Annotated in this window: 28 protein-coding genes; 8 read left to right on the top strand and 20 right to left on the bottom strand. The window is 69.8% G+C overall.

Going from position 1 to position 26288, the window contains the following annotated elements; genetic code table 11:
- Positions 1-66: 66 nt before the first annotated feature.
- Positions 67-426: a hypothetical protein gene (locus tag BY998_RS00920; RefSeq protein ID WP_110349739.1), complete on the bottom strand. Its 360-nt coding sequence runs from the start codon at positions 424-426 to the stop codon at positions 67-69.
- Between the two features lie 126 nt (positions 427-552).
- Between BY998_RS00920 and phaC the strand changes: the two genes are divergently transcribed.
- Positions 553-2364 (top strand): class I poly(R)-hydroxyalkanoic acid synthase, encoded by a 1812-nt coding sequence (phaC, locus tag BY998_RS00915; protein WP_110349738.1) that lies wholly within the window; start codon positions 553-555, stop codon positions 2362-2364.
- A gap of 110 nt (positions 2365-2474) precedes the next feature.
- Entirely contained in the window at positions 2475-4295 is a 1821-nt protein-coding gene (gene ybaL / locus BY998_RS00910; RefSeq protein WP_110349737.1) for a YbaL family putative K(+) efflux transporter, read from the top strand.
- Positions 4296-4371: 76 nt separating this feature from the next.
- Here ybaL and BY998_RS00905 read toward each other — a convergent pair whose 3' ends face one another.
- From BY998_RS00905 to BY998_RS24965, 8 genes are all read right to left on the bottom strand, one after another.
- Positions 4372-5493: a LuxR family transcriptional regulator gene (locus tag BY998_RS00905; RefSeq protein WP_110349736.1), complete on the bottom strand. Its 1122-nt coding sequence runs from the start codon at positions 5491-5493 to the stop codon at positions 4372-4374.
- Positions 5494-5811: 318 nt separating this feature from the next.
- Entirely contained in the window at positions 5812-7902 is a 2091-nt protein-coding gene (glyS, locus tag BY998_RS00900; RefSeq protein WP_110349735.1) for a glycine--tRNA ligase subunit beta, read from the bottom strand.
- Complete coding sequence (locus tag BY998_RS00895; protein WP_146221739.1) at positions 7895-8452, bottom strand: Fic family protein; 558 nt, start codon at positions 8450-8452, stop codon at positions 7895-7897. The genes glyS and BY998_RS00895 overlap by 8 nt, the downstream gene beginning before the upstream one ends.
- A gap of 30 nt (positions 8453-8482) precedes the next feature.
- A complete protein-coding gene (locus tag BY998_RS00890) occupies positions 8483-8995 on the bottom strand; it encodes a Fic/DOC family N-terminal domain-containing protein (RefSeq protein WP_181425400.1) in 513 nt (170 codons plus the stop codon).
- A gap of 172 nt (positions 8996-9167) precedes the next feature.
- Entirely contained in the window at positions 9168-11069 is a 1902-nt protein-coding gene (locus tag BY998_RS00885) for a PhoX family phosphatase (RefSeq protein ID WP_110349732.1), read from the bottom strand.
- Between the two features lie 106 nt (positions 11070-11175).
- A complete protein-coding gene (locus tag BY998_RS00880; protein WP_110349731.1) occupies positions 11176-11619 on the bottom strand; it encodes a DUF3828 domain-containing protein in 444 nt (147 codons plus the stop codon).
- 4 nt (positions 11620-11623) lie between these two features.
- The gene (locus BY998_RS00875; RefSeq protein WP_110349730.1) at positions 11624-12562 is read right to left on the bottom strand and encodes a glycine--tRNA ligase subunit alpha; all 939 of its coding nucleotides are present in this window, start codon (positions 12560-12562) and stop codon (positions 11624-11626) included.
- 84 nt (positions 12563-12646) lie between these two features.
- Positions 12647-12769: a hypothetical protein gene (locus BY998_RS24965; protein WP_280952869.1), complete on the bottom strand. Its 123-nt coding sequence runs from the start codon at positions 12767-12769 to the stop codon at positions 12647-12649.
- Between the two features lie 286 nt (positions 12770-13055).
- On the opposite strand from BY998_RS24965, the gene BY998_RS00870 reads away from it, so the two are divergent.
- Complete coding sequence (locus tag BY998_RS00870; protein ID WP_110349729.1) at positions 13056-13301, top strand: hypothetical protein; 246 nt, start codon at positions 13056-13058, stop codon at positions 13299-13301.
- A 4-nt stretch (positions 13302-13305) separates the two neighbouring features.
- Here BY998_RS00870 and BY998_RS00865 read toward each other — a convergent pair whose 3' ends face one another.
- The 4 genes from BY998_RS00865 to BY998_RS00855 all read right to left on the bottom strand — a co-directional run bounded on the left by BY998_RS00865 (position 13306) and on the right by BY998_RS00855 (position 15857).
- The gene (locus tag BY998_RS00865; RefSeq protein ID WP_110349728.1) at positions 13306-13878 is read right to left on the bottom strand and encodes a TetR/AcrR family transcriptional regulator; all 573 of its coding nucleotides are present in this window, start codon (positions 13876-13878) and stop codon (positions 13306-13308) included.
- A 3-nt stretch (positions 13879-13881) separates the two neighbouring features.
- Positions 13882-14346 carry a nuclear transport factor 2 family protein gene (locus tag BY998_RS00860; RefSeq protein WP_110349727.1) on the bottom strand — a complete coding sequence of 155 codons (465 nt, stop codon included), beginning with the start codon at positions 14344-14346 and terminating at the stop codon, positions 13882-13884.
- Between the two features lie 111 nt (positions 14347-14457).
- The gene (locus tag BY998_RS23865; RefSeq protein ID WP_146221738.1) at positions 14458-14712 is read right to left on the bottom strand and encodes a hypothetical protein; all 255 of its coding nucleotides are present in this window, start codon (positions 14710-14712) and stop codon (positions 14458-14460) included.
- A gap of 284 nt (positions 14713-14996) precedes the next feature.
- Positions 14997-15857: a S49 family peptidase gene (locus tag BY998_RS00855; RefSeq protein WP_110349726.1), complete on the bottom strand. Its 861-nt coding sequence runs from the start codon at positions 15855-15857 to the stop codon at positions 14997-14999.
- 256 nt (positions 15858-16113) lie between these two features.
- Here BY998_RS00855 and BY998_RS00850 point away from each other — a divergent pair, with 256 nt between their 5' ends.
- The gene (locus BY998_RS00850) at positions 16114-16539 is read left to right on the top strand and encodes a hypothetical protein (RefSeq protein ID WP_110349725.1); all 426 of its coding nucleotides are present in this window, start codon (positions 16114-16116) and stop codon (positions 16537-16539) included.
- Positions 16540-16587: 48 nt separating this feature from the next.
- Here the strand turns inward: BY998_RS00850 and BY998_RS00845 are convergent, their stop codons facing one another.
- Together BY998_RS00845 and BY998_RS00840 are read right to left on the bottom strand one after the other, a co-directional pair.
- Entirely contained in the window at positions 16588-17340 is a 753-nt protein-coding gene (locus tag BY998_RS00845) for a methyltransferase (protein ID WP_110349724.1), read from the bottom strand.
- Positions 17330-17557, bottom strand: coding sequence for a DUF2007 domain-containing protein (locus BY998_RS00840; protein WP_110349723.1), 228 nt, complete (start codon positions 17555-17557; stop codon positions 17330-17332). Before BY998_RS00840 ends, BY998_RS00845 begins: the two co-directional genes overlap by 11 nt.
- A gap of 281 nt (positions 17558-17838) precedes the next feature.
- On the opposite strand from BY998_RS00840, the gene BY998_RS00835 reads away from it, so the two are divergent.
- Entirely contained in the window at positions 17839-18873 is a 1035-nt protein-coding gene (locus BY998_RS00835) for a polyprenyl synthetase family protein (RefSeq protein ID WP_110349722.1), read from the top strand.
- Positions 18874-18894: 21 nt separating this feature from the next.
- Here the strand turns inward: BY998_RS00835 and BY998_RS00830 are convergent, their stop codons facing one another.
- The 4 genes from BY998_RS00830 to BY998_RS00815 form a co-directional block, all read right to left on the bottom strand.
- Positions 18895-19770: a 4-(cytidine 5'-diphospho)-2-C-methyl-D-erythritol kinase gene (locus BY998_RS00830; protein WP_110349721.1), complete on the bottom strand. Its 876-nt coding sequence runs from the start codon at positions 19768-19770 to the stop codon at positions 18895-18897.
- Positions 19771-19922: 152 nt separating this feature from the next.
- On the bottom strand, positions 19923-21818 hold the full coding sequence (locus BY998_RS00825) for a tetratricopeptide repeat protein (RefSeq protein ID WP_110350231.1): 1896 nt from the start codon (positions 21816-21818) through the stop codon (positions 19923-19925).
- A gap of 287 nt (positions 21819-22105) precedes the next feature.
- Positions 22106-22402 carry a hypothetical protein gene (locus BY998_RS00820; protein WP_110350230.1) on the bottom strand — a complete coding sequence of 99 codons (297 nt, stop codon included), beginning with the start codon at positions 22400-22402 and terminating at the stop codon, positions 22106-22108.
- A gap of 18 nt (positions 22403-22420) precedes the next feature.
- Positions 22421-22630 carry a hypothetical protein gene (locus BY998_RS00815; RefSeq protein WP_110349720.1) on the bottom strand — a complete coding sequence of 70 codons (210 nt, stop codon included), beginning with the start codon at positions 22628-22630 and terminating at the stop codon, positions 22421-22423.
- A gap of 380 nt (positions 22631-23010) precedes the next feature.
- Between BY998_RS00815 and BY998_RS00810 the strand changes: the two genes are divergently transcribed.
- Both BY998_RS00810 and BY998_RS00805 read left to right on the top strand, forming a co-directional pair.
- Positions 23011-23250, top strand: a complete 240-nt coding sequence (locus BY998_RS00810) for a hypothetical protein (RefSeq protein WP_110349719.1) — start codon at positions 23011-23013, stop codon at positions 23248-23250.
- Positions 23251-23323: 73 nt separating this feature from the next.
- On the top strand, positions 23324-23650 hold the full coding sequence (locus tag BY998_RS00805; protein WP_110349718.1) for a hypothetical protein: 327 nt from the start codon (positions 23324-23326) through the stop codon (positions 23648-23650).
- Between the two features lie 43 nt (positions 23651-23693).
- Here BY998_RS00805 and BY998_RS00800 read toward each other — a convergent pair whose 3' ends face one another.
- Positions 23694-25028 carry an LLM class flavin-dependent oxidoreductase gene (locus BY998_RS00800; RefSeq protein ID WP_110349717.1) on the bottom strand — a complete coding sequence of 445 codons (1335 nt, stop codon included), beginning with the start codon at positions 25026-25028 and terminating at the stop codon, positions 23694-23696.
- Between the two features lie 147 nt (positions 25029-25175).
- Here BY998_RS00800 and BY998_RS00795 point away from each other — a divergent pair, with 147 nt between their 5' ends.
- Positions 25176-26153, top strand: coding sequence for an SPFH domain-containing protein (locus BY998_RS00795; RefSeq protein WP_110349716.1), 978 nt, complete (start codon positions 25176-25178; stop codon positions 26151-26153).
- The last annotated feature ends 135 nt before the right edge of the window (positions 26154-26288 follow it).

Below are 26288 nucleotides of genomic sequence, written 5' to 3'. Positions count from 1 at the left end.
GTTTACCATCGACGCGCCCGCGCGCCGACCCCGATTCTGCATGCCCGGCGCGAGAACTGCCGGGACCTACTGCACCGGGTTGGGTGCGAGCCCCTTGGCGGCGTCCTTGGCCGCGCCTTCCGCCGCCCGGCCCTTGGCCTGGTTGCGGTTGCGCGCCCCCTCCAGCTCCGCTTCGAGCGCGCTCTGGCCGGCCGCGTTGCGGGCGCGGATCGTGCGCCGGGGCGCCGATTCTCCGACCGGCATGTAGTCCGCGTCGCTCCGACGCGAGCCGGCGACGAAATCCGGTGCCGTCACCGGCCGGGAATCGGCGCCGGTGAAGGCGGCCTTGAGGGGATTCACGTCGCTGGAGCAGCCGCCGGCCGACGCGGCGGCAGCGAAGACCGGCAGGGCCAGGGCTGCGGCGCGGAGGGTGCGGCTCAAGAACATGACAACGGTCTGGAAATGGAGCCTTGGGCGGGCGACATCTGCGAGGTGGAGCGTTAATTTGTCGGAAACGAGGCTCGGGCCGCCGCGTGGGGCGGGAAGCGGGCCGATGCCGGGAGGACAGGTCGCGTGGCGACGGAGCAGACGAACCCGGCAGTGCCGGATTTCGAGACGATTGCGCGAAACGCGAATCAGCTCGCGGAGGTGTTCCGGCAATCGGCGGCTGCCTCCTTGAAGCCGTTCGAGCAGGCGGGTGTCCAACTCCCGGGGCCGAAGCTGCAGGGCTCCGACGAGATCGACGAGATGACCCGCACCCTGACCCGGGTGGCGGAGACGTGGCTGAAGGATCCCGAGAAGGCGCTCCAGGCCCAGACCAAGCTCAGCCAGTCCTTCGCCGCACTCTGGGCCTCGACCCTGACCCGCATGCAGGGCGCCGCTCCGGTTCCGGTCGTGCAGCCCGAGGCCAAGGACAAGCGCTTCGCTCATGCCGACTGGTCCGCGAACCCGATCTTCGACGTCATCAAGCAGAGCTACCTGATCCTCGGCCGTTGGGCGGAGGAGATGGTCGAGACGGCGGACGGCATCGACGAGCACACCCGGCACAAGGCCGAGTTCTACCTGCGCCAGCTGCTCTCGGCCTACTCGCCCTCGAACTTCGTGATGACGAACCCCGAACTCCTGCGCCAGACGCTGGAGGAGGGCGGCGCCAACCTGATGCGCGGCATGAAGATGCTGCAGGAGGATCTGGAGGCCGGTGCCGGCCAGCTCCGGGTGCGCCAGACCGACATCACCGCCTTCACCTTCGGCAAGGACGTGGCGGTGACCCCCGGCGAGGTCATCTTCCGCAACGACCTGATGGAGTTGATCCAGTACACGCCCACGACCGAAACGGTGCTCAAGCGCCCGCTGCTGATCGTGCCGCCCTGGATCAACAAGTATTACATCCTCGATCTCAACCCGCAGAAGAGCTTCATCGGCTGGATGGTCTCGCAGGGCATCACGGTGTTCGTGATCTCCTGGGTGAATCCGGATGAGCGCCACCGCGACAAGGATTTCGAATCCTACATGCGCGAGGGCATCGAGACCGCCATCGACATGATCGGCGTCGCCACCGGGGAGACCGAGGTCGCGGCGGCGGGCTACTGCGTCGGCGGCACGCTGCTCGCCGTCACGCTGGCCTATCAGGCCGCCACCGGCAACCGGCGCATCCAGAGCGCGACCTTCCTGACGACGCAGGTCGACTTCACCCATGCGGGCGATCTCAAGGTCTTCGCCGACGAGAATCAGATCAAGGGGATCGAGTCACGGATGGCCGAGCGCGGCTATCTGGACGGCTCGCGCATGTCCAACGCCTTCAACATGCTGCGCCCGAACGACCTGATCTGGTCCTACGTCGTCAACAACTACGTGCGCGGCAAGGCTCCGCAGGCCTTCGACCTGCTCTACTGGAACGCCGACGCCACGCGCATGCCGGCGGCCAACCACTCGTTCTACCTGCGCAATTGCTACCTCAACAACACCCTCTCGAAGGGGCAGATGGTGATCGGCAACGTGCGCCTCGACATGAAGAAGGTGAAGATCCCCGTCTTCAACCTCGCCACCCGCGAGGACCACATCGCCCCGGCGCTGTCGGTGTTCGAGGGCTCGAAGAAGTTCGGCGGCCCGGTCGATTACGTGCTGGCGGGTTCGGGCCACATCGCGGGCGTCGTGAACCCGCCGGGCAAGAAGGCGAAGTACGGCTTCCGCACCGGCGGACCGGCCAAGGGACGGTTCGAGGAATGGGTGGAGCGGGCGACCGAGCACGAGGGCTCGTGGTGGCCCTACTGGGCCAAGTGGCTCGAAGAGCAGGCGCCCGAGCGCGTGCCCGCCCGCATCCCCGGCGCGGGGGGGCTGCCCGCGCTCGAACCGGCACCGGGCTCCTATGTCCGCATGAAAGCCTGAGGTTTTCGAGACAAGCGTGGATCGGCAGCGTCTCGGCTGCGGACACGGGACCGTGATTTGCCTTAACTGACCCCCGGGGCCGGTTCGCGCCCCGTGAGGGTTGGACCGCGTTGCCGCACGCCACGGGACTCATTTCGATCATCGCGCTGGGCATGGTCAGCGCCTTCGTCGGCGGCATGCTGGCCCAGAAACTGCGGTTGCCGCCGCTCGTCGGCTACCTCGTGGCCGGCATCGCCATCGGTCCCTTCACACCCGGCTTCGTGGGTGATCCGGAGCTGGCGAGCCAGCTCGCCGAGCTCGGCGTCATCCTGCTGATGTTCGGCGTCGGCCTGCACTTCTCGATCGCGGACCTGATGGCGGTGCGCACCATCGCCCTGCCGGGGGCCATCGTGCAGATTGCCGTCGCGACGATCATGGGGGCGGGGCTGGCCTGGGCCTTCGGCTGGAGCGCGGGCGCAGGCTTGGTCTTCGGCCTGGCGCTCTCGGTGGCGAGCACCGTCGTGCTGCTGCGGGCGCTCGAAGGGCGGGGCCTGCTCGATTCGGACAAGGGCCGCATCGCGGTCGGCTGGCTGATCGTCGAGGATCTGGCCATGGTGCTGGCCCTCGTGCTGCTGCCGGCACTCGCGCCCTCGCTCGGCGGGGAGGCGGCCGGGGGCGACGCCCATCACGGCGCGGCGGCGCAAAGTCTGTGGCTGAGCCTGGGTCTGACGCTGGCCAAGGTCAGCGTGTTCGTGGCGATCATGCTGGTCGGGGGACGGCGCGTCGTACCCTACCTGATGGGGCTCGCCGCCCGCACCGGCTCGCGGGAGCTGTTCACCCTGGCGGTGCTGGCCAGTGCCGTCGGCATCGCCTACGCCTCCTCCGAACTGTTCGGCGTGTCCTTCGCGCTCGGTGCCTTCTTCGCCGGCATGGTGCTGTCCGAATCCGACCTCAGCCATCAGGCGGCGGCGGACTCCTTGCCCCTGCAGGACGCCTTCGCGGTGCTGTTCTTCGTCTCGGTCGGCATGCTGTTCGATCCGGGTATCGTCCTGCGCGAGCCGCTGGCGATCCTCGGCGTGGTCGGCGTCATCGTCCTCGGCAAATCGCTCGGGGCCATCGCCATCGTGCTCGCCTTCGGCCATCCGGTGGGCACCGCGCTCACCATCGCCGCGAGCCTGGCGCAGATCGGCGAGTTCTCGTTCATCCTGGCCTCCCTCGGCATCTCCCTGAAGCTTCTGCCGGAATCCGGCCGCGACCTGATCCTGGGCGGTGCGCTCCTGTCGATCACCCTCAATCCGCTGTTCTTCGCCCTGGCCGACCGGGTCTCGCTCTACCTCGGCGAACGGCCGGAATGGCGCCGCCGCCTGGAGCGGCGGGCAGCGGCGCCGCTGTCCATGAGCACCAGCGGCGAGGGCATGCGCGATCACGCGGTCATCGTCGGCTACGGCCGGGTCGGCAGCGCCATCGGCAAGGCGCTGCACGACTGGAACCTGCCCTTCGTGGTGGTGGAGCGCGACCGGCGCCGGGTCGAGGATCTGCGGGCGCAGGGCGTGCCGGCGGTGTTCGGCGACGCCTCCGCCCCCGGCATCCTGGAAGCCGCCGATATCGGCTCGGCCCGCCTCGTCGTGCTGGCCACGCCCGATTCGCACCAGGGGCGGAGGCTGCTCGCCAAGGCCCGCGCGGCCAATCCCGGCATCGACAGCGTCGTGCGCACCCACAGCGAGGCCGAGCGGCGCCGGCTGGAGGAGGACGGCGTCGGCCTCGTGCTCATGGCCGAGCGCGAACTGGCGCTGGGCATGATGACCTACGCCCTGCGCAGCCTCGGCGTGCGCGAGGGCGAGGTGCGGCTGTTCGTGGATTCGAGCCGCTCCGAGAACCAGATCGTGGCCGCGCCCCCGGCGGGCCAGTCGGTGCCCGAACTGCGCCAGCGCCGGGACGAACCGAAGGCGTGACGCCCGGGCCTCAGACGGCCTGCGGTTGAGCGCGTCGGATTCCGCCTCACGCCGTTCCTTACGAGCGGAGGCGGCCTTAGAGGCCGTCGAGGCGCGTGATCAGCACCGCCAGCTCGCTTTGGCGACGCAGGGCGAGCTTGGCATAGACCGCCCTGATCTGGCTGCGCACGGTGCTCTCGCCGACCGCGAGTTGCGCCACCACCGCCCGCGGCGCGGCGCCTCGCCCGACCAGGGCCGCCACCCGCGCCTCCGCCCGGGTCAGGCCCAGTTGCTCCAGCAGCGGCTCGACCGGGCGATGGGCCGGCGCCAGCAGGTCGCGGAGCAGCAGGAGCACCCCGCCCTCGAGATCGGCGACGCCGATCGCGAACGGATCGGGTCCGCGCAGGGGCAGCGCTTCGATGAAGACGGGACCGCCGCGGCGGCGCAGAAGGATCGAGGCCGGCTGCGGCCATCCCCGCTCCGGCAGAGCGGCGGCCAGAAATCGATCGAAACGGTCCCGATCAGCCGGCGCGGCGGATTTCGGCGCCTCGCCGGTGCGCAGGGCGAGCACGCCCAGGCTGAGCCCTTCCCCGGCGGGATTGACGAAGCGGACGCGTCCCCGGCGGTCGAGGGCGATGAGGCCCGCCCGCATCCGCTCCAGGGCGGACGCGAAGCCGCTCGCCTCGCTGCGCAGCGCGCCGACGAGCGTGGTCAGGCGGAAGGCGCGGATGACGTGCGGGCCGATGAGCGCCAGCCGGTCGACCTCGCTTCCCTCGAACGCCCCCTTGCGGGCATCGCGCGGCGTCGAGAAGGAGAGGGTGTGGCCGTCGACGGCGTCGGCATCGATGTAGCCGCAGAGATTGCCGAGGCCGTGCCGTGTCAGGAAGTGCTGGAAGAACGGGTCGGTGCGCTTCAGCTCGGGCGCGACATACATCTCGTCGACGGTGATGGTGCCCGGTCTCAGGAGTCCGCGCTCCCGCCCGAGGCGAATGCGCGTGTCGTGCTGCCACCAACCGCCAACGCTGTAATCGTGGTTCACCTCGGCGAGCCGGGTGGAAGCCAGCGTCTGCGCCGTGCGCGTTGGGTCGTGCGAGACGATCACCGTGCCGCGCGCCTCGACGGCATCGGCGATCCCGTCGAGCGCGTCGGGCCACTGATCGGGATCGAGCGCTGCCGCGTAGCAGGCGTCGATCAGGGCAAGGGGATCGAAACCTGACATCGACCCGCACGGGAGGGAAGTCGCTCTAATTTAAAGCATACTTCCATCGCAAAAACTGTACCGGTTTCGCAACAAGACGGCAGCTTGAGCGTGATGTTGCAGCCGCTCTCACCACCTGAGGCTGGAGTGCTCGCGTATCTGTTCGACTGTCACAGAACCCGCGAGCGTAACAACCTGAAGTTATTTCACACAGTTAAATGCAATCATTGCGAAGCCTGCCGACCCAAGCACGCTGCGGCACGAGCCGCCGAAGCCGCTCTCGCGATCAGGCGCTCGTCGCGGGGCAAGCGCGGGCGGCGCCCCGCGATCCCGCGCGCGTCAGCCCTCGATGCGCGAGAAGTCGGCCACTTCGCGGGTGGCGGCGCGCAGGGCGTTGAGGAGGAGGAGCCGGTTCTCGCGAAGGGCCGGGTCGTCGGCATTGACGGTGACGCCTTCGAAGAACGCGTCCACCGGCATCCGCAGCCGCGACAGCGCCCGCATGGCCCCGGCAAAATCCTCCGCCGCCACGGAAGCGGAAGCCTCCTGACGCGCGGAGGCCAGCGCCTCGGCCAAAGCCCGCTCCTCCGGCTGCCCCGAGGCCGCGAGCGCGGCGTCGGGGACGGCGTCGTAGGCGCGCCCGTCCTTCTTCTCCTCGATACGCAAAATGTTGGCCGCGCGCTTGTAGCCCGCGAGCAGGTTCCTGCCGTCATCGGTGGCGAGAAACGCACCCAGCGCCTCGACCCGGCGGACCACCATCAGCAGATCGTCCTGGCCGGGCAGGGCGAAGACGGCATCGATCAGGTCGTGGCGGGCGCCCTGGTCGCGGAGGTAGACCTTGAGGCGGTCGGCGAAGAAGGCGAGGAGGTCCGCGGTGCGTTCTCCATGGCCCTGCGCGAAGCCGCGCTCGAGCAGCGCGGCCAGTGACAGCCGGAGCGACCGCTCGATCACGGCGCGGATCACCCCCAACGCCGCCCGCCGCAGCGCATACGGGTCCTTGCTGCCCGTCGGCTTCTCGTCGATGGCCCAGAAGCCCACCAACGTGTCGAGCTTGTCGGCGAGTGCCACGGTGATCGAGACCGGATCGCTCGGCACGCGGTCGCTCGGGCCGAGCGGCTTGTAATGCTCCTCGATCGCCGCGGCGACGCTGGCGTGCTCGCCCTGGAGCGCCGCGTATTTCCGGCCCATCAGGCCCTGAAGCTCGGGGAATTCGCCGACCATCTCGGTGACGAGATCGGCCTTGGCGAGCCGCGCCGCGCGCTCGGCCAGAGCCGGGTCGGCGCCCACCAGCGGCGCGATGTCTTTTGCCAGCGCGGCGATGCGGGCGACGCGCTCGCCCTGCGTGCCGAGCTTCTCGTGGAAGACGATCGAATCGAGCTTCGGGAGGCGGTCCTCCAACTTCGTCGCCTTGTCGGTCTCCCAGAAGAACTTCGCGTCCGAGAGCCGGGCGCGCACCACGCGCTCGTTGCCCGCGGTGATCGCAGCACCACCGTCCGAGGCGACGAGATTCGAGACCAGCACGAAGGCCGGGGCCAAGTCCTCCGAGCCGGATTTGCGCAGCACGAAACACTTCTGGTTGGCGCGGATCGTCGCGCGGATCGCCTCGGCCGGGATCTCCAGGAAGCGCTCCTCGAAGGAGCCCATCAGCACAACGGGCCGCTCCACCAGCCCGGCGACCTCCTCCAGCAGGCCCTCGTCCTCCACGAGGTCGAGGCCGCGGGCGAAGGCGAGGTCGCGGGCGTCGTGCAGGATGATGTCCTTGCGCCGGTCGGCATCGAGGATCACGTGGGCGCGCCCGAGCGCCTGCACGTAATCGTCGAAGCGGCGGACCTCGAACGGCTCGGGCGCCAGGAAGCGGTGGCCGCGGGTCGTGGTGCCGGCGGCGATGCCGTCGACCGAGAAGGGCACCACGTCCGGCGTCTCGGTCTCGGGGCCGAAGGTGGCCACGATGGATTGCAGCGGGCGCACCCAGCGCAGGGAACCCGGCTGGGCCGAGGCCGCGCCCCAGCGCATCGACTTCGGCCAGGGGAAGTTCTTGATGATCCCCGGCAGGATCTCGGCCAGCACGTCGAGGGTCTCGCGGCCGGGCCGCTCGATCACCGCGAGGTAGAATTCGCCCTTCTTCGGGTCGGTGACGGTGGTGGCCTGATCGAGGCTTGCAAGCCCGGCACTCTTGAGGAAGCCCTGCACGGCGGCCTCGGGGGCACCGACCCGGGGGCCGCGCCGCTCCTCGCGCACGGCCTCGCCGCGGGCAGGCAGCCCGGCCACGTGCAGCGCCAGCCGCCGCGGCGTCGCGAAGGCCTTGGCGCCCTCGTAAAGGAAGCCGCGCTCCACCAGCGCATCGGTGACGAGCCGCTTCAGGTCCTCGGCCGCACGCCGCTGCATGCGCGCGGGGATTTCTTCGGAGAGGAGTTCGAGCAGGAGGTCAGGCATTGCGGCCGGGTGTTTGGTTGATAATGTCGCGGATGCCGCGGGCGATGAAGTACTTCGGGTTCGCGGTGCCGGCGATCTCTTCGAGGATGCCGACGCGCACGAGCGCATCTACATTGAGCTGCGCGGAGCGGTACTGCACGTCCAGATGCTCCGCGACCTGAGGGATCGTGACGACCTGCCGCCGGAACAGCTGGTCGAGGAGGGCGACGAGATTGGCCGAGCGCCCCGCCTCGCGCAGCCGGGCGCGGTAGTCCGCCTGGAGCGCGAGCAGCGCATCCGCCGTCTCGATGGTCGCTTCGCAGGCTTCGCAGACGACATCAAGGAAGAATGCGATCCACGCCCCCCAAGCGCCGTGGCGGGACACGTCGTACATGCGGTCGATGTACTCGTCCTTGCGCCGCTCGAAGACGGGACTGAGATAAAGCAGCGGCTCGCGGATCACGCCGCGCATGTAGAGGTGGAGCGTGATCAGCATCCGCCCGACGCGCCCGTTTCCATCGGAGAACGGGTGGATGGTCTCGAACTGGTAGTGGATCAAGGCCGCGTCCACGATGTCGGGGACGGGGCCACGTTCGTCACGCTAGATATAGAGTTCGAGGGCTTCGAGGGCGGTTCGCGCCTCGGCCGGCGGTGGTGGGATGAAGCGGGCCTTCTCGATCTCGTAGGCGCCGATGAAGTTCTGATTGCGCTTGAGCTCGCCCGGCTCGGTTCTGGCGCCGCGATGGCGCGCCACGCCCGATAGCAGCGTCGAGTGCGCCTCCCGCAACGTACGCAGTGAGAGCGGAACGCGGTGCAGGCTCTCGATCGCCGCCGACAGTGCCGCGCGGTAGTTGCTCACTTCGCGCGTGTCGCTCGGGCTCCCTCCACGCTCCGGCGCTCCGGCTTCCAGAAGGAGAAGGTCATCGACCGTGGTGAAGGTCCCCTCCATGCTCGAAGAGGTGAGAGCCTCCCGCACCTGAAGCGGACGGATCAGCAGGTACGGATCGGGGAGCGTCCGGCCGATCCCGTTCAATTCGCCGAGCAATTGCGATGCGCGTGCCACCGACACGGCCAAAAAGCCGAGATCGAGATCGGGCGGCAGATCGTGAGGCACGAAGGCCCATTGTCCCCGATCGGTTGCAACGAGGCGACCGCTGGGCGATTTCTCGAAGTCAGCCCTTTTCATGGAGTGCAATCGGCACGACCTGGATTATCACAAACACCCTATTTGTGATAATCCAGGTCGCATGGATTGTCAGCCGTGACAATCGAGAGGCCGCGGCTCGTCACCCGATCCGCCCGCCTCCCTTGCGCGTCACCGCCACCACCGAGGGCCGGGGCGGCAGGTCGGGGGAAAAATCCGGCCAGCGGGTGGAGGGATTTTCGAAGGAGCCCAGCGCCCCGTCCTCGTCCGGTTCGCCGGGATGCTGCACGGCGACGAAGAAGGTCTCGTCGTTGGGCGTGAAGCAGGGGCCGCACATCTCGGCGCCCACCGGCACCCGCAGGAAGTGGCGGGAGGTGCCCCGGCGCGGCCCCTCCGTCTCCACCGCCCAGATCCCGTCGGCCCGGCCGGTGGCGCGGCGGTTGTTGCCGTCGGTGGCGACCCAGAGGCGCCCGCGCCCGTCGAAGGTGCAGTTGTCGGGCATGCCGAACCAGCCGTCCGCTGTGGTGAGTGCGGAAAAACTCGCCTTCACCTCCGGCTTGGCCGGGTCGCCGCAGCGCACCAGCACCTCCCAGCGGAAGGTCTCGGCGCCGTGGTCGGTGCCGTCGGGAATGATCTCGATGACGTGGCCGAAGAGGTTCGGCCCGCGCGGGTTGGCCGGCTCCGCCTGATCGGCGGCGCGCTTGGCGTTGTTCGTCAGCATCACGGTGACGCGGCCGGTGCGCGGGTTGGCCTCGATATCCTCGGGCCGGTCCATCGGGGTGGCGCCCGAGAGCTTGGCGGCGCGGCGGGTCTCGATCAGCACGTCGGCCTGGCTGGCGAAGCCGTTGCCCGCATCGAGCTTGCCCTGGCCTTGGACCAGCGGCAGCCAGCGGCCGGTGCCGTCCGGCTCGAACCGGGCCACGCTGAGCGTGCCGGAATCGAGCAGGTCCGCGTTGGCCCCGCGCTCCGGCCGCACCGTACCCTCGCTGACGAAGCGGTAGACGTGCTGGAAGCGCTCGTCGTCGCCAAGATAGACCGCGTAGCGCCCGTCGAGGGTGCGCGCGCCCGCCGCCCCCTCGTGCTTGAAGCGGCCGAGCGCAGTGCGCTTCCTCGGGGTCGAGGCGGGATCGAACGGATCGATCTCGACCACCCAGCCGAAGCGGTTCGGCTCGTTCGGCGTCGTCGCGAGGTCGAAGCGCGGATGGAAGCGGCTCCAGGCGTATTGCAGGCTGCCCATGCCCATCGCCTTGGCGTTCTCGGCCTCACGATGTCCGGCGGGGAGAGCTCCGGCGAAGTAGTAGTTGATGTTTTCCTCGCCCGAGAGCCAAGTCCCCCAGGGCGTGACGCCGCCCGAGCAGTTGTTGATCATGCCGTGGACGCGCCGGCCGCTGGGATCGCCCTCGGTCACGAGGCGCGGATCGCCGGCGGCGGGGCCGGTGAGGTCGATGGGCGTCTGCGCCGTGATGCGCCGTGTGTAGGGCGAGCCGATCACCGGGCGCCAACCCTCGGCCTCGCGTACGATCTCGACGACAGAGCCGCCATGGGCCGCCATTTCGACCGCGACCTGATCCGCGCTCAGGGCGGCGATCACCGCCTTGCGCTCGGCGGCGCCGAGGCCGGGGAACATCAGCTCGGCGTTGGTGTATTCGTGGTTGACCACGAGCAGGCCACGTTGGCCCGCCTCGTCCAGCGGGATGAAGCCGACGAAGTCGTTGTTGTAGCCGAACTGGCGTGCCTGGGCGGCGGCGGACTGGCCCTTCGGGTCGAAGGCGGGCGCGTCGGAAAAGAGCGGGTCGCCCCAACGCAGCAGGGGCTTTGCCTCGTAGCCGACAGCCACGTGCAGGTGCTCGTCGACCCCCGCGCCCAATTCGGGGAAGTCGAAGGCGGGCGCCGCCTCGGCCGCGGCGGGAACGGTGCCCGATCCGATCCCGGCGGCGAGCACGGTGGCGAGGGAGCCGCGCATCAGGTCGCGGCGGGAGAAGCGGTGGGCGATGACCTCGTCGAGGGTGGGCGCTCCGGTCGGTGCGTCGGGCATATCGGACATCGTGCGCCTCGGATCAGCCATCGAAAGGCGGGGCGCTACCCCTATCGAATGTCGCTTCGATGACGGCGCCTGGCCCGGCGACGCCCTCGCAACTCATGATCGCGGCTCATGGCAGCGGGGCGGAGAGGATCTCGATCAGATCCCAGCGCTCGCTATTCAGCGAGCGGACATTCGCGATCTTCCAGGCGCCGGCCTCGCGCAGAAGGCTGTAGCGCAGCTCCTGCGGACCACCGTTGCGAAACCGTGCCTGCACCTCGGCCCGGTCCCCTCGGCTGGAGAGGGCGGTGAGCCGCAGGGACTTGGTCCAGCCCGGTTCGGTGTCCTGCCCGTTGACGTGGAAGGCGAAGCCCAGACGGCCGACCTCGCCCTTCGCCTCACGCTGATCGCGCTCGTAGAGCCCGCGCAGGTTTCGGGCGTAGAAGCGCACGGCGTTGATGTCGTCGGCCGCGTAGAAGGCCCGCACCGTCTCGACCGGGTCGGCCGCCGACTGCCCGAGTGCGGGGCCGGCGACGAGCCCGAGCGCCCCGGCGAAGAGCGTGCGGCGGCGCATCGCGTCAGGCCGCGGCGGCGTGGCCGCCGGCCTCCGTCCTGAGCCAGGCCGCACCGCAGGCCTTGGCCAGTTCACGCACCCGCAGGATATAGCTCTGACGCTCGGTGACAGAGATCACGCCGCGGGCGTCGAGCAGGTTGAAGACGTGGCTCGCCTTGATGCACTGGTCGTAGGCCGGCTGCACGATTCGGTGGCGGGCACCCTCGCTCTCCGGCGCACCGGCCTCGAGATAGAGGCGGCAGGCCTTCTCCGCATCGGCGAAGTGACGAAACAGCATCGCCGTGTCGGCGGCCTCGAAGTTGTGGCGCGAATATTCCTGCTCGGCCTGAAGGAAGACGTCGCCGTAGGTGACCTTTTCCTCGCCCTCGCCGCCGTTGAAGTTCAGGTCGTAGACGTTCTCGACGCCCTGCACATACATGGCCAGCCGCTCCAGCCCGTAGGTCAGTTCCCCGGCGACCGGCGCGCATTCGAAGCCCGCGACCTGCTGGAAGTAGGTGAACTGGCTGACCTCCATCCCGTCGCACCAGCATTCCCAGCCGAGACCCCAGGCGCCGAGCGTCGGGCTCTCCCAATCGTCCTCGACGAAACGGATGTCGTGGAGCTTGAGATCGACGCCGATGGCCTCGAGCGAGGCGAGGTAGAGCTCCTGGAGATTGGGGGGGTTCGGCTTCAGGATGACCTGGAACTGGTAGTAGTGTTGCAGCCGGTTCGGATTCTCGCCGTAGCGCCCATCCTTCGGGCGCCGCGAGGGCTGCACGTAGGCAGCTTTCCACGGCTTGGGGCCGAGCGCCCGCAGGGTGGTGGCCGGATGGAAGGTGCCGGCGCCGACCTCCATGTCGTAGGGCTGGAGGATCACGCAGCCCCTGGCAGCCCAGAAGCGCTGCAGGGTCAGGATCAGGCCCTGGAACGAGCGTGTGGGCGAGAGGTCGGCGTCGCTCGGCATGAAAGGTCCGACGGCAGGAAAGGGGATGCCGGACCGTTTAAGAGCGGGCGGCAGAGTGTCAAGCGAACACCCCGCCCGGCCGGGTCAGGTCCGGGGGGCGGACCGGTTGAAGGTGCGGCGCTCCTTGCGCTCCTTCGGCACGATCGCCGTTTCCGGCTTGGCGGCCAGCAACTGCTTCACGCGATCGTTGAAGTCCGAGGAGGACACGGGGCGTGCGCCCCCTTTTTCGGGAGAGTGAGCCATATCGGCCTCCGCAAGGTCGCCCAAAGCACGGGATTGCGCGGAGGGTGTCCTTCTATATGGGGCGCCGCCCTGCGGTTGCGAGGCCGGGGCACGCATTCGCCCGTCCCGCCACGCTTCGTGCGCGCCGACACATCTTTTTGCACCTCGAGGCCCGACAGGGGGAACGGCAAAGGTTTCTGCCAAGTTAATACGGCAAATGAACAGCCACGCTTCGCCGGCAGGGCGGGCGGATACAACGGTTCGAAAGATCATGCGCAAGGGATTGACTGTTTTCGCCGCCCTCGTCGCGGCCTCGCTCGCCGCCACGCCGCTCGTGATGGGCGCCTCCAACGCTCTGGCCACCTCGGACGGAAGCGAGACGGTGGAGAAGACCCTGGCGGTCGCGCCGGTCGACGTTGCCCCGGTGGCCGCGCTTGCCACCCCCGAGAGCTGCACCCGCAAGGTCCGCGTGGTCTATAGCGGCTACGCCGCCGCTCCGGCCGGCTGCGCCCGCTGAGGCGTCAGGCGGAACGCGGAAGCGCGAGACTTCGCGCCCGCAGGCTCGCGAGAATCCGCTCGAACGCCTCCGGGCGGTCGAGCGCCCGGGCCAGGACCACGGCACCCTGGATTCCACCCACGATCTCCTCGGCGAGGGGACCGGCCGCATCGCGCGCGTGGCCGGCCCGCGCCAGGGCCTGCGCCAAGGCCTCGACCCAGCGAGCGAAGTAGTCCCGTAGGGCGCCCGCGAAGAGGTCGCGGGCATCGCTGAGGCTGAGGGCGCCGACGAGGCAGACCCGGCGGCCGGAGCGGAAGTAGTCGCTCACGGTTCCGAACATGGCCGCCACCGCTCCGGCTGGATCCTCCGCGCCGCGGAGAGGGGCGAAGACGTTGGCCTCGAACCAGCCGTCGATCTCGACGAGCACGGCCCGCGCCATCTCCGCCTTCCCCCCTGGGAAGAAGTGGTAGAGGCTGCCCTTGCCGAGCCCCGTCGCCTTCGCGATCAGCGCGAGGCTCGCGCCCTCGTAGCCGTGCTCGCGAAACACCTCCGCGAGCAGCGGCAGCAGGTCCGAGCGCTCGGCGACGCGGCGCGCCACGCCTCAGAGGCCCAGATCGCTCAAGGACGGATGGTCGTCGGGACGCCGGCCGAGCGGCCAATGGTACTTCCGTTCCGCCTCAGCGATGGGCAGATCGTTGATGGAGGCGAGCCGGTGGCGCATCAGGCCCGCCTCGTCGAACTCCCAGTTCTCGTTGCCGTAGGAGCGGAACCATTGTCCGCTGTCGTCGCGCCACTCGTAGGCGAAGCGGACGGCGATCCGGTCGTCCCGATGCGCCCAGACCTCCTTGATCAGGCGATACTCCAGTTCCCGCGCCCATTTGCGCCGCAGGAAGGCGGCGATCTCTTCGCGGCCGCGGATGAACTCGGCCCGGTTCCGCCAGATGCTGTCCGGCGTGTAGGCCTGCGCGACGCGCTCCGGGTCGCGGCTGTTCCAGGCATCCTCGGCCATGCGCGCCTTCTGCGCGGCGGTCCCGGCGGTGAAGGGCGGGAAGGGAGGACGAGACATCGCAAGCCTTTCTGTACCGTTCAGTAAAATCAGGACCGATCGGTACAGGAGATTTGAGGCGTCGACAAGCGGCAGCGCGGCGCGCAGCCAATCGATCGGGTGCGAGATGTGTCAGACGAAGCGCAAGGGTGGCGTTGTCTCGACGCGCGGCCTCTCGGCGCCGCGATTCTGCGGTTCGGCCAGCGTATTGCGGACGGAGGTCGCCGCCGTTTCTCGTGCCATGACGGGCGGACGTTCCGATGCCGGTGCAAAACAATCCTCATTCAACGCATAGGGCTCGGCTGCGGGCGGCAGGATCTCCTCGATCGCTCCAGCGAAAACCCTGCCGATCAAATCGATCGAGGATCGCATTTTCCAGATCGTCAAGCTGAGATGACAGATCCTATAGTATGACACACGAATAACAGCGGTGTCGTGCGCCTTGTTGCAAGCACGACACGGCGAACAACACCCGCATAGGGTATGCACTATTCAGTTCCGTTCTGAGACCAGGAACCAACTTGCGGCGCGTTGCGGCCCCAGCTGCACGCGCCGCTTTCATTTTATCTCCGGTGTTACTATCAAACGATGCCAAACGGGATCGGGACGATGACCGCTTATGTGCGGCCTTCGAGCCCGGCAGAGGCGTCGTCGAAGCTCTGCGGCCCCGCCTACAACCCGAGCCGCGCCCAGGCAGCGCGCTCCTCCACCGCCGCGATCAGCGCATCGGGAAGCTCAGTCGCCGTCTGGCCCGGACCGGCCCGGCGCAGGAGGCGGGCGATCCACGAGCCGCGGGCCTCGGCCACGAGGCGCAGTTCCACCGTGTCGCCGTAGCGGGCCCGCAGGGTGCCGCGCAGGTCGCCCAGCGCATCGACGAGGCCGAGTTCCACCGCCTGCCGCCCGGTCCAGACTGCGCCGGTGAAGAGGTCGCGGCTGGCGTCCAGCGCCGGCCGGCGCTCGCGCACCAGACCGGTGAACAGCGCCTGCACGTCCGCCTGGATCTCCTTCAGGCGGACGATGTCCTGCGGATTCTCGGGACGGAACGGGTCGAGCATCGCCTTGGCCTCGCCCTGGGTGTGGACGCGCCGCTCGACGCCGATGCGCTCGATCAGCCGGTCGAAGCCGAAGCCCGCCGAGACCACGCCGATGGAGCCGACGAGCGAGGCGGGATCGGCCACGATCTCGTCGGCAGCGCAGGCGATCATGTAGCCGCCCGAGGCCGCGGCATCCTCCACGAAGGCGAAGACCTTGACGTCCTTCTCCGTCGCGAGCGCCCGGATGCGCCGGTAGATCAGGTGGGACTGCACCGGCGAGCCGCCGGGCGAGTTGATGACGAGGGCCACCGCCGAGAGGCCGGGCACGGAGAACGCCCGCTCCAGGCTCGGCGCCACCGTGCCGATCGAGAGGCCCGGCCGGATCGGCGAGACCGCGCCGATGGCCCCGCTCAGGCGCACCACCGACACGCGCGCAACCTCCTTTCGGAAGCGGCGGGGCAGGAGGGCGCGCATCCAGTTCGGGAGGGCAAGCGGCATGGCGGCGTCTCGGGATGCGCAGGGCGTGGGCGCGGAGTCGTGCGCGAAGGTCCGCCCCCGTTAGCAGGAGGGGGCCGGCCGATCCATCGCCGCCCGAGGGTGCCGGAACGTTCACGAAGTCGCGCCGGGAGCGAACCGAACTTGGCCGCGCGACGTTCTTTTCGGCCATGCCCGGGCTTCGTCCCGGTCCGGCGAGGTCGTGGACCGTCCGCGCGGCCCGGAACGAACCGGACGGAACGGAAGGAGTCTCTGCCCGATGCGTATCCTACGTCTGCTCATCCTGGCGTTCGGGATGCTCGGCGGTCTCGCCGGCCTGAACGCCACGGCGAACGCCGCCCCGCTGCCCGTCGCGCCCCTCTCGGGGGCCACCGCCGAGACCCCGCTGATCAACCCGGTCGGCTGGTACGGCCGGCGCTACTACCGCCGGGCCTACTGGCGCCCGCGCCATTATTATCGCCGGGCCTACTGGAGGCCCCGTCCCTATTACCGTCGCGCCTACTGGAGGCCCCGTCCCTATTACCGTCGCGCTTACTGGCGGCCACGGCCCTATTACCGCCGCGCCTACTGGCGTCCGCGCGCCTATTATCGCCGCGCTTACTGGCGGCCGCGCCACTACTATCGCCGTCCCTATTGGGGGGTGCGCTACCATCACCGTCCGCACTTCTACCGCCCCTGGTACTGAGGCGCGGAACAGCCGTCTTCGAGAGGGCGCCCGGCCGGGCGCCCTTTTTCATGATGGCGGCCAGGGCTCGCCCCGGTGCAGCGCCCCGGCTTCCGGGGTGAAGCGCCCCGCCTCGTCCTGAAGCACCAAGGGCGGCAGCAGGCGCAGCAGGGCCCGGCTCCCCTTCACCGCCGCGATCAGGACGCGGATTGCCGGGCGGTCGGCCCGTGCGTGGACGGGGCGGATTGCACAATCTCCGAAGCGCCCGTGCAGGGCTTCGAGGCAGGCGGGCAGGGCATCCGCCCGATGGATCAAGCCGAGCCGCCCGCCCGGGCACAGCAGGTCGGCGCAGGTTCTCAGCCAGCCGTCGAGGCTGCCCTCCGCGAAGGTATGCGCCGAGGCCTTCTCCGGGACGGGGGAGGGGCGGTGGCCGCCCGCCTCGAAGAAGGGCGGGTTGGTCAGCACCGCGTCGGCGGTGGCGGGAAGCAGGCCCGCTGCCCGGCGCTGCGCTCCCGGCGCCAGCAGATCCGCCTCGACGACGCGGACGCGGTCGTCCAGGCCGTTGTCGCGGGCGTTCTCCCGGGCCAGGGCCGCGAGCGCCGCCTCGCGCTCCACCAGCACCACGCGGCAATCGTCCGCGAGCCGCGCCACCGCGAGCCCGACCGCCCCCGTGGCGGCACCGAGGTCGTAGATCGTCTCGCTGGGCCTTGGAGCCAGCCATCGCGCGAGCAGCACCGCGTCGGTGCCGGCGCGGTGCGCGCCGCGGGCGGGCTGGCGCAGGCGCAGGCGTCCGCCGAGAAAGAGGTCCGGCTCAGCGCTCATCGCGCAGTTCGGCGGCCAGCCCCGCATCCGTGAGGATGCGCCGGGCCTGCCGCGCGTGGTCGTCGGGCACCAGCAGGCGGCGCCCGAACATGCCGATCGAGCCCTCCATCAGGCTCATATGCTCGTCGGCCACGAAGAGCGGAATCTGAGCTTCCTCCAAGAGCGAGCGGGCGAAGCCGATCAGGACGATGTCGTTGCTGCGGATCAGTTCCGTCACGGCGCCCTGTCCCCATCCGGCCGAATGCGCGGCCTTCCGCTCCTAGAGCCAGACGCGATGGCGATGCAATCGGGTACGATGCCAAGTGCCTGTCCCGGCGCGCTCTTTCCCGTGCGTCGCCGCTCCGCTCCGCGGCAGGCTGGTCCGGAACCATGCATGCCTTCGTGCAGCCGTGCGTCACGGGCACGTGTTGCAGTGCGCCCGGCCCCGTGCGACAGGGGCAGCCGCGGGGCAGGGGTTCCGGCAGGGCGCCGGCAGTGGGTTTTCCGGAGGCATCGCGTTTGGGCGTCGTCGTTTCCCTCGATGAGGGCCGCTCCGATCCGGAGGCCAGCCTCACCGATCTCGTCGGCCTCGTTGCGGCCGGAATGGAGGGGGTGAACGCGACCATCCTGTCGCGCACGGGCTCCGACGTGGCGATGATCCCCGAGGTCGCCAATCACCTGATCGCGTCGGGCGGCAAGCGCCTGCGCCCGATCCTGACGCTGGCCTGCGCCGACCTGTGCGGCTACGGTGCGGACGATCCGCGGGCGGACGGCGCCGTGAAGCTCGCTGCCGCGGTCGAGTTCATGCACACCGCCACGCTGCTGCACGACGACGTGGTGGACGAGAGCGACATGCGCCGCGGGCGCGTGGCCGCTCGCATCAAGTGGGGCAACGAGGCGAGCGTACTCGTCGGCGACTTTCTGCTGGGCCAAGCCTTCCGCATGATGGTCGAGGTCGGCTCCCTGCGCGCCCTCGACATCCTCTCGGCGGCCGCCACCGTGATCGCCGAGGGCGAGGTGATGCAGCTCACCGCCGCCAAGAACATCGAGACCAGCGAGGACGAGTATCTCGCCGTGATCCGCGGCAAGACCGCGGAGCTGTTCGCGGCGGCCTGCGAGGTCGGCCCCGTTCTGAGCCGGCGGCCGGACGCGGAGCAGGCCGCCTGCCGCGCCTACGGCATGAATCTCGGCATCGCCTTCCAGCTCATCGACGACGTGCTCGATTACGGCGGGACCAGCGCCTCGCTGGGCAAGAATGTCGGCGACGATTTTCGCGAGGGCAAGATCACTCTGCCGATCGTGCTGGCGCTCCGCCGCGGCACCGACGAGGAGCGCGCCTTCTGGCGCCGCACCCTCGAACGGGAGGATCTGGGGGAGGGCGACCTTCAGCAGGCGCTGGCGATCCTGCGCCGCCACCGCGCCCTGGACGACACGATCGAGCGCGCCCGCCATTACGGCGATCAGGCCCGCGCGGCCCTGGCCCCGTTCCCGAGCGGGCCGATGAAGGCCGCCCTGCTGCAGGTGGTCGATTTCTGCGTCGCCCGGGCGCACTGACGCGCCCCTCGACGGCCCTCCTCAGGTGAGGCGCGTCGGCTCGACCCACCAGCCCGGCTGCGCCGTGCGGACCGTTTCGGCGGCACTCTGGGCCGCCACGTCGTCGGAAAAAATCGCGAAGACGGTTGCGCCCGAGCCCGACATCCGCGCCAGCCGGCATCCGCCCTGTGCCCGCAGCCGCGCCAGCGCCTCGCCGATCACGGGGGCGACGGTCAGGGCCGGGGCCTCCAGATCGTTGCGGGCGGGGGCGATCGTGCCGAGCACGGCCTCCGCATCGAGGCCATGACCGATCGGCGGATGTTCGGCCCCGTCGAGCCGCTGGCCGACGGCGAGGCCGAGCGCCTTGAAGACCGGTGCCGTCGCGACCGGCACACCGGGATTGACGAGAACCGCCGGCAGGGGCGCGAGGTCCAGCACCGGCCCGATCTCCTCGCCGGCGCCGCGCATCATCCGCGCCCGCGGATCGAGACAGACGGGCACGTCGGCGCCGGTCGCTCGCGCCGCCGCGATCAGAGCCGGGTGATCGAGGGAGAGCCCGTTTCCTTCCGCCAGCAGCCGCAGCGCGGCGGCCGCGTCGGACGAACCGCCGCCGATCCCCGCCGCGACGGGCAGTTGCTTGTGCAGGCGGAAGGCCCCGAGCCTCAGTCCGGGCACGGCCGCGGCGAGGTGGCGGGCGGCACGCAGGACGAGGTTGTCGTCGAGCGGACCCGCCGGGCCGGCGGTGGGGCCGGAGATCTCCAGGGTCAGATCCTCTCCCGGCACGAGTTCGAGCGTGTCGGCCACCTCGGCGAAGGCCACGAGGCTCTCCAGCGCATGGTAGCCGTCCCCCGGCCGTCGGCCGAGCACGTGCAGGGTCAGGTTGATCTTGGCCGGAGCGCGGGTGGTGAGGACGGACACGAAGGCTCTCGGCCGAAAGGGGCAGGGGACGCGCCCTGCCATAGGGGGCCTGATCGGAGCGGGCAAGGCGCCTCTCCGACCTGCCCGCCGACGACGGCGAGGTGCCTCAACTCAAGGAGCGGAGGTGAAACGGCTCACCGGCGCGGTCGATCTCAGTTCCCCGGCTTCTTGTCCGCGGAACCCGGCGCGTCGCCGGGGGCGGGAGCGCCCTTCGGCAATTCGGGGTTCTGCGGGTTGTGCGGGGCCGCCACGGGGGCCGGCACCGCCTGCGCCGGATCCTGGGTGGGCGGGTTCTCGGCGGTGGCCGTGGGCTTGTCCGGCTCGGGCAGGCCGTCCTTGAGCTTGGCGTTGATCTTGGTCAGCTCCTCGGGCTCGGGGTTCAGATCCTTGGCATGCTGCCACTGGAACTTACCCTCGAGCCGCCGGCCGGTGCGCCAGTAGGCGTCGCCGAGATGGTCGTTGATGGTCGGATCGCCGGGCTTCAGCTCGACCGCCTTCTCCAGCTCGCGCACCGCGTCGTCCCAGCGGCCGAGGCGGAAATAGGCCCAGCCGAGGCTGTCGATGATCATGCCGTCGCGGGGCGAGAGATCGACGGCCTGCTTCAGCATCGTGAAGCTCTCGTCGATGTTCATGTTCCGGTCGACCCAGGAATAGGCGAGGTAGTTGAGCACCTGCGCCTTGGCGTTCGGCTGGGTCGGCGGCACGAGGGCGAGCGCCTTCTTCAGGTCGGCCTCAGCCTTCTGCCACTCGCTGGCCCGCTCGTAGGCGGTGCCGCGGAAGTAAAACAGCGTCCAGTGATTGGCCTCCCGGCCCGGCCCGATCAGGTTGATGGCGCGGGTATAGGTCTCGGCGGCCTCGGTGAACTTCTTGCGGGCGCGCTGCACGTTGCCGAGCGCCGAGATCACGTCGATGTTGTCGGGATTGGCCTTGAGAACGGTGTCGAGGTGCTGAAGCGCCTCGTCGCCCCGGCCCATCTGCTCCAGGTTCAGCCCGATCTGGATGTCGGCGTTGAGCTTGAGCGGCGAGTTGGCCGGGATCTGCGCATAGGCCTCGTTCGACCGCTCGGTCTGCTTCATGCGGTCGAGGGTGTCGGCGAGTGTCAGCCGGCCCACGGCGTGCTCGGGTGCGAGGTAGAGAGCGAGCCGCATGTAGACCACCGCCGGCAGTTCGTCGCCCTGGGTGGAGCCCGCCGAGCCGAGCCCGTAGAGCACCTCCGCGGCGCCCTCCTGCGCCGAGGAGACAAGCGGCGAGAGCGGCTTGCCGGCCTTGAGCTTGTCGAGGGCGTCCACCACCAGCGGGTGGCGCGGCATCACCTTCTCGAACTCGCTGTAGGCGTCGATGGCCAGATCGGTGCGGCCGATGCCGGCCTCGAAGCGGGCGTAGCCGTCGACGATGCGCAGGGTGTTGCGGTCGGCGTCGTAAGCCGCCTTCAGCTTGCGCTCGGCCTCGGCCCGGTCACCGACGACGGAGGCGATCAGCCCGGCATGGTAGTCGCGGAAGACGTTGAAGTAGCGCTCACCCCGCAGGCGGTTCAGCGTCTCGTTGGCCCGCTTGCCGTCGCCGGCGCCGGCATAGGCCCAGGCGGTGAGCAGGGTGGCGGTGAGATCGCCGGCAGCCCCCCGTCCGCTGCGGCCGAAGCTCTGGCGGGCGGCGGCGTACTGGCCGGCCTTGAGCTGGCGCACGCCGAGGGCGAGATGGGCGAGGCCGTTCGTGCTCTCGCGGGTGGCCAGGCGCTCGGCAGCGCGGAAGGCGTCGGTCATCGCGCCGTCGGCCAGCAGTGAGACGAAGGCGCGCTCCAGAAGCTCGGCGTTGCGCGGATCGCCCTTCACCGCCTCGCGGTAGAAGCTCGCCGCCGCCGCCGTGTCCTTCGAGGCGCCCGCGATATAGGCGGAGAGGAAGTTGCCTTCGAGCGATTCCGCCGGCTCGTATTCGGAGATCGGCGAGGATTCCCGCGGCTGCATGGCCGCCGCCGGCAGAATGCCGAGACCGGTCGACGAGAGCAGCAGGGCGAGCGCGGCGGCGCTCCGGCGGGCGGCGTATCCAGACATGGGCACCAGTCGCAGCTCCTTGCGGGTCCGGCGCGAGAGGCTCCTGCAGGAGGCTTCTTCGGCCGGGTCCGGTTTGGCGGGGGACACTGAACTCTTCCCGCCATGACCGCAAGGCGAAAGGATGGCGCCCGGGATGCCGCAAAATGCCCTGGTCCGCCCCCGTCGGGAAGGGCGGGACGGCGCCCGCCCGGAACTCTTTTTCCGGGTTCGGAGAGCCTCACGAACCGTCCATGACGGGCTGCCCTCGCTCCCCGCCGACGGCGCGGCGAGCGTCTCGTGCGGGAGACCTAGCCGCCCTCGCCGATCTCCGCCCGCGCGTCCTCGACGAGTTGCGCGAGTCCGGCATCGACCTCCGCCCCGAGGAGCGCCCGCTCCGCCGTATTCAGGTCCTTGGCCCAGGCGCCGGAACCGAAGCCCTCGCGGCAGCGCGCCCGCTCGGAATCGATGAAGGCCGCGGTCGCGTCGGGACGGGCGCGCATCGCCTCGACGAAGCCGAACCACGCCGCCCGCTCCACCACCGCGAGGCGGGCGCGCAGCCGCACCTCGGCGGCGCGGGCCGGATCGACCGTCTCGTTCTCATCCATCGCTGCCTCCGCCATCGCCTACCGCTCCTTCCGCTGCTCGCAGCGGGTCTTCACGTAGGTGTTGGCATCGGAATGACCCGCGCTAGCCGCCAGCACTGGCCCCTGGATCAAACATTCCTGAAGGGTGTGGGCCGGCCCGATGATGACATCGAGCGCGGTTTCCCGCGAGCAGTCGGGCTGCTGCACGGTGGATGCGCAGACCAGGGCAACGACGAGAATGGGGTTCATGAGATCGGCACCTCTCCGCCGGGATCAGGACCTTGGCAACGTCCCGACGGGGTTCCTGCCTCATCGAGCCCCTGCGCGCGGCGGGCCGGCGCAGGAAGCGTAGACCGCGGCGGTCACAGGTCGGAACGATAAAACCGCCGCGCGCGGATGCGTCGCAGAAGGCCGGTCAGCCGGGCGCTGCCGGTGCGCCGATGAGCGCCTCCGCCCATCGCGATGGGCTCGGCCGTCCGTGATACACAGCCCTAAACCACGGCAGAAGCGAAGGTTTTTCCTGACAAGGACAGGCTGCCCCAAAAAAGTCGCATGGCGGTCCTGTCTTCGCGCCCATCGGACCACCGTGTCATCGCGACATTCACCAAGAGTTTTGCAAGGAGGCGACGATGTCTTTCGAGGTCGTTCTCACGCAGTCCGCGCAGGAAATCGCCGAGAGAAGCGGTGTTGTTCCGGCTCTCGAAGAGCGTGCGCGTGATGAGATCGCGGATCTTCCGGGCGAGGGCCTGGAAGAACTGGAGCGCCGCCTGTTTCATGCCTTCGCGCTGGGCGACGGCACCGAGGTAATCTGCTCCCTGACCGCCGACGGCGCCGTGCGGGTGGATGCCTGCGAGGCGGGCGAGGCCTGAACCGCTCTCACGGAACCGTGAGGGGCGGGGCCGAATTGCTCCTCCCGCTTACCGTGTCCGTCGAGGAGGAAACATGTCCCACGAGACTGTCGGCGTCGAAGCCGACTTCACCAGCCTCGAAGCCGCCCGTGCGGCCAAGCAGCGTCTGGTCCGGGCAGGGTTCGCCCGCAACAGCATCGATATCGACCGCGAAGGCGACACCTTCATCGTCCACCTGCCGACCCAGGAAGCGAACCGGCGGCGGGCGGAGCGCATCCTGCGGGGCCGCGCCTTCCTCGAGAGTGCCAAGAGCACGGGCTGGGCCTCCGCCGACACGCTGGGCAGCAACCGCCTGCTCGTCCTCGGGCTCGCCGGCCTCGCGGGCTTCGCGCTGTTCGGGCTGACGAACCGGCGCTCATGACTTTGCTGCCCGGCGCCGCTCTGGCGTCGGGCGCCTTCCTCAGTCAATTGCCTTCGAAAAAGCGGTTTGCCGGCCGCGCCAGCCCGAGATGGTCACGCAGGGTCGTGCCCTCGTATTCCGTGCGGAACAGGCCGCGGCGCTGCAATTCGGGAACGACGCCGTCCACGAAGTCGTCGACCCCCTCGGGCACGAAGGGGAACATGACGTTGAAGCCGTCGCAGGCCTCCCCCTCCAGCCATTCCTGCATCCCGTCGGCGATCTGCTCCGGCGTGCCGACGAAGCTGAGGCCGCCATAGCCGCCGACGCGGCGGGCAAGGTCGCGCACGCTGCCGCCGGTGCGGCGGGCATAGTCGACGATCTGGGCCTGCGCGCTCCGGCTGGCGTTCGATTCCGGGATTTCGGGCAGGGGCGCGTCGAGGTCGAAGCGCGAGGCGTCGGTGCCGAGCCGGACCGAGAGATTGGCGAGCCCGCTCTCCACCGGAACCAGCGCGTCGAGCCGCTCCCGCTTCTCCCTGGCTTCCTCTTCGGTCCCGCCGACCACGACGAAGGCGCCGGGCAGGATCTTGAGAGCGTCCCGGGAGCGTCCAGCGACCTCCATGCGGCCCTTCACGTCGGCGTAGAAGGCTTGTCCAGCGGCGAGCGAGGAGGCCGAGCCGAACACCACCTCGGCGGTCTCGGCCGCGATCTGTCGCCCCGCATCCGAGGCGCCCGCCTGCACGATCACCGGCCAGCCCTGAACCGGCCGCGCCACGTTGAGGGGGCCCTTCACCTTCAGGAACGCGCCCTTGTGGTCGAGGGTGTGCAGCTTGGCCGGATCGAAGAACAACCCGTTCTCGACGTCCCGCAGGAAGGCGTCGTCCGCCCAGGAATCCCACAGGCCGGTGACGACCTCGAAGAACTCGCGGGCCCGGGCGTAGCGGGTGGCGTGGTCGAGATGCGCGTCGCGGCCGAAATTCAGGGCCTCGTCCGGGTTGCCCGAGGTGACGAGGTTCCAACCCGCGCGGCCCTTCGAGATGTGGTCGAGCGAGGCGAACTTGCGGGCGACGTGGTAGGGCTCGTTGTAGGTGGTCGAGGCCGTCGCGATCAGCCCGATGCGCTCCGTCACCATGGCCAGCGCCGGCAGCAGGGTCAGCGGATCGAACGACGTGACGGTGGCCGAGCGCTTCAGCGCCTCCATCGGCATGTTCATCACCGCCAGATGGTCGGCCATGAAGAAGGCGTCGAACTTCCCCGCCTCCAGCTTGCGGGCGAAGCGCACGAGATGGTCGAGGTTGAAGTTCGCGTCCGGGAAGCCGCCGGGATAGCGCCACCACGCCGTGTGGATGCCGATCGGGCGCATGAAGGCACCGAGATGGAGGTGTCTGCGGGGCTCGCTCACGAGGCTCTCCAGGCGATGCGGTCGCTCGAAGCCTCGGTATGCCGCGGGGCCTGCGCCCAGCACAACCGCCGGCCCTACACGGCTTGCGCCCGACGCCGCCCCTCCCGCACAACATCCGTGCGATCACGGCCTTTTGGGAGAGACGGCATGGCGGGACCGGCAGAGGAGGCGCGCGCGACGCGGGACGAGCCCTATCGGGGGCTCAACGGCTGGCTGGCGCTCCTTCTCGCCGTGCCCTGCCTCGGCCTGGGCGCTCTCGCCTTCCTCGGCGGCGGCGTGCTGGTGCTCGGCCGCGGCAGCGCCGGCCCCGCCTTTCTGGCCGTGGCGGCGGTGGCGCTCGTCTCCGGCATCGTGCTGCTCGCCGGGCTCCTCACCCTGAAGCCCCGGCAGGCCGCCGTGCTGACCCTGTTCGGGCGCTATCACGGCACCATCGCCCGCGACGGCTTCTGGTGGCGCAACCCGCTCACGGCCGTGGCCAAGGTCTCACTGGCGACGGAGGCGCAGGAGACCAAGATCATCACGGTCAACGACCTGATGGGCAACCCGATCACCATCGCGGCCGCCGCGATCTGGCGGGTGCAGGACGCAGCGCGCGCCACCTTCGACGTCGGCAGCTATCACGATTTCGTCTCGCTCCAGGCGGAGGCGGCGCTGCGCAACATCGCCTCGACCCGGCCCTACGACCACGAGGAGGCGGAAAACGTCGGCGACGAGGCGGGCGACGCCAAGCGCCGGCTCGCGGAGAAGGCCACCCGCGTCGCCTCGCTCCGGGCCGACCGGGACGCGATCCACGGCGACCTGATCGCGGAGCTCGGCCAGCGCGTCGCGGTGGCGGGCGTCGTGGTCGAGGATGTGCGGATCACCCATCTGGCTTACGCGCCGGAGATCGCGGGTGCGATGCTCAAGCGCCAGCAAGCCGGCGCCATCATCGCGGCCCGCCGCCAGATCGTGGAGGGCGCGGTCGCCATCGTGCGCGACACGATCGCCCGGCTGGAGCAGCCCGAGGATGGCCGCCCCGGCATCGCCTTCGACGATCAGGGGCGGGCGAGTATGGCGCAGAACATGCTCATCATGATCGTGGGCGATCGCGAGGCGACGCCGGTGGTGAGCGTCGGGAAGGGGTGAGACGCATCGCCTTGTCGGAAGGCGGGCGCGCTTCGTCCCGGCGGACAATGGCAGCGAAGCGGCGGCATTCTTCGCGAGTCGTGAAGCACCCTACCCGAGCGGCACCATCACATCTGACAGCACGCCGTCCTGAAC

Origin of the sequence: Methylobacterium sp. B4, assembly GCF_003201865.1 — a bacterium.
Lineage (GTDB): Bacteria > Pseudomonadota > Alphaproteobacteria > Rhizobiales > Beijerinckiaceae > Methylobacterium.
Note: the sequence above shows the minus strand (reverse complement) of the source record. Positions and strands in the feature narration are given on the sequence as shown.

Excerpts from the sequence above, each read along its gene's own strand:
- BY998_RS00920 (WP_110349739.1), bottom strand. The coding sequence starts at position 426 with ATGTTCTTGAGCCGCACCCTCCGCGCCGCAGCCCTGGCCCTGCCGGTC.
- BY998_RS00905 (WP_110349736.1), bottom strand. The coding sequence starts at position 5,493 with ATGTCAGGTTTCGATCCCCTTGCCCTGATCGACGCCTGCTACGCGGCA.
- glyS (WP_110349735.1), bottom strand. The coding sequence starts at position 7,902 with ATGCCTGACCTCCTGCTCGAACTCCTCTCCGAAGAAATCCCCGCGCGC.
- BY998_RS00885 (WP_110349732.1), bottom strand. The coding sequence starts at position 11,069 with ATGTCCGATATGCCCGACGCACCGACCGGAGCGCCCACCCTCGACGAG.
- BY998_RS00880 (WP_110349731.1), bottom strand. The coding sequence starts at position 11,619 with ATGCGCCGCCGCACGCTCTTCGCCGGGGCGCTCGGGCTCGTCGCCGGC.
- BY998_RS00875 (WP_110349730.1), bottom strand. The coding sequence starts at position 12,562 with ATGCCGAGCGACGCCGACCTCTCGCCCACACGCTCGTTCCAGGGCCTG.
- BY998_RS00870 (WP_110349729.1), top strand. The coding sequence starts at position 13,056 with ATGCGCAAGGGATTGACTGTTTTCGCCGCCCTCGTCGCGGCCTCGCTC.
- BY998_RS00860 (WP_110349727.1), bottom strand. The coding sequence starts at position 14,346 with ATGTCTCGTCCTCCCTTCCCGCCCTTCACCGCCGGGACCGCCGCGCAG.
- BY998_RS00855 (WP_110349726.1), bottom strand. The coding sequence starts at position 15,857 with ATGCCGCTTGCCCTCCCGAACTGGATGCGCGCCCTCCTGCCCCGCCGC.
- BY998_RS00850 (WP_110349725.1), top strand. The coding sequence starts at position 16,114 with ATGCGTATCCTACGTCTGCTCATCCTGGCGTTCGGGATGCTCGGCGGT.
- BY998_RS00845 (WP_110349724.1), bottom strand. The coding sequence starts at position 17,340 with ATGAGCGCTGAGCCGGACCTCTTTCTCGGCGGACGCCTGCGCCTGCGC.
- BY998_RS00825 (WP_110350231.1), bottom strand. The coding sequence starts at position 21,818 with ATGTCTGGATACGCCGCCCGCCGGAGCGCCGCCGCGCTCGCCCTGCTG.
- BY998_RS00820 (WP_110350230.1), bottom strand. The coding sequence starts at position 22,402 with ATGGATGAGAACGAGACGGTCGATCCGGCCCGCGCCGCCGAGGTGCGG.
- BY998_RS00815 (WP_110349720.1), bottom strand. The coding sequence starts at position 22,630 with ATGAACCCCATTCTCGTCGTTGCCCTGGTCTGCGCATCCACCGTGCAG.
- BY998_RS00810 (WP_110349719.1), top strand. The coding sequence starts at position 23,011 with ATGTCTTTCGAGGTCGTTCTCACGCAGTCCGCGCAGGAAATCGCCGAG.
- BY998_RS00805 (WP_110349718.1), top strand. The coding sequence starts at position 23,324 with ATGTCCCACGAGACTGTCGGCGTCGAAGCCGACTTCACCAGCCTCGAA.
- BY998_RS00795 (WP_110349716.1), top strand. The coding sequence starts at position 25,176 with ATGGCGGGACCGGCAGAGGAGGCGCGCGCGACGCGGGACGAGCCCTAT.